This is a genomic window from Vreelandella hamiltonii, assembly GCF_014651775.1.
Classification (GTDB): Bacteria; Pseudomonadota; Gammaproteobacteria; order Pseudomonadales; family Halomonadaceae; genus Vreelandella; species Vreelandella hamiltonii.
Genome location: NZ_BMXN01000058.1, coordinates 1 through 1,383 on the forward strand (window position 1 = coordinate 1; position 1,383 = coordinate 1,383).

Below are 1,383 nucleotides of genomic sequence, written 5' to 3' on the forward strand. Positions count from 1 at the left end.
GAGTTAAGCTCAGTTCTTGTGTATGGAGGGCAGTAGAGAGGGTGGCGTATCCTGTTGATTGATCTCGCCAGATCACAACCAACATAGGACGGATACGCCATGAGCAATTCTACTCTCCAAGCCGTGACGCAGCCAGACACCGGCGCTACTGATCCGTTGCATGAGCTGCTGCGCAAAGGGGCCCGAGACCTGATCGCCAAGGCCGTGGAGGCGGAGTTGAGCACGTTTCTGGAGCAATATGCCGACAAGACGCTGGAAGACGGCCGCCGTGTCGTCGTCCGCAACGGCTACCTGCCGGAGCGCACCGTGCAAACCGGTATCGGCGACGTCGAGATCAAGGTGCCCCGCGTCCGTGACCGCAGTGGCGACGGGGTGACCTTCAGCAGCGCGCTGTTGCCGCCCTACCTGAAGCGGGCCCGCAGCATCGAGGAGCTGATCCCCTGGCTCTACCTGAAGGGAGTCTCTACCGGCGACTACCAGGAGGCCCTGTCGGCCCTGCTGGGTGACCAGGCCAAGGGACTCTCGGCCAACACCGTGTCGCGTCTCAAGAAGCAGTGGGAGGACGAGCATACCGACTGGCAGAAGCGCGACCTGGCAGACCAGCGTTACGTCTACTGGTGGGCTGACGGCGTGTACAGCAACGTGCGCATGGATGACCGTCTGTGTCTGCTGGTGATCATCGGCGTCACTGAGCAGGGCCGCAAGGAGTTGGTCGTCGTCGAGGATGGGCAGCGTGAGTCAGAGGCCAGCTGGAAAGAGCTGCTCACGGGGCTACGCGAGCGCGGGCTGACGACGGCCCCCAAGCTAGCGGTTGGCGACGGCGCCATGGGCTTCTGGGCGGCGTTGAGCAAGGTCTATCCAGAGACCGAGCACCAGCGCTGCTGGGTCCACAAGACTGCCAACGTATTGAATAAACTGCCGAAATCCGTGCAGCCCAAGGTCAAGGCCGACCTCCATGAGATCTGGATGGCCGAGACCCGCGATGAGGCGCACAAGGCTTTCGATCGCACGGTGAAACGCTTCGAGGCCAAGTACCCCAGAGCCATGGAGTGCCTGGCCAAGGATCGGGAGGAGCTGCTGGCGTTCTATGACTACCCGGCAGAACACTGGGTGCATATCCGCACCACCAACCCGATCGAGTCGACCTTCGCCACGGTCCGCCTGCGGAGCAAGCGCAGCCGGAACTGCGGCTCCAGAGCGACGACCCTGGCGATGGTCTTCAAGCTGCTTCAGAGCGCCCAGAAGCGCTGGAAGCGGATCAAGGGGTTCAACAAGCTGGAGCTGGTCGTGAACAACGTCCAGTTCAAGGACGGCGAACCCTTGACCGATCAGTCAGACAGGACTGCCGCCTGACCGGCCATACACAGAATTTGACAATAACTC

General features: G+C 61.8%; 1 protein-coding gene. It reads left to right on the plus strand.

Annotated elements, in window-relative coordinates; all coding sequences use genetic code 11:
* Positions 1-99: 99 nt before the first annotated feature.
* Complete coding sequence (locus IE091_RS18315) at positions 100-1,353, plus strand: IS256 family transposase (RefSeq protein ID WP_062376034.1); 1,254 nt, start codon at positions 100-102, stop codon at positions 1,351-1,353.
* Positions 1,354-1,383 lie beyond the last annotated feature (30 nt).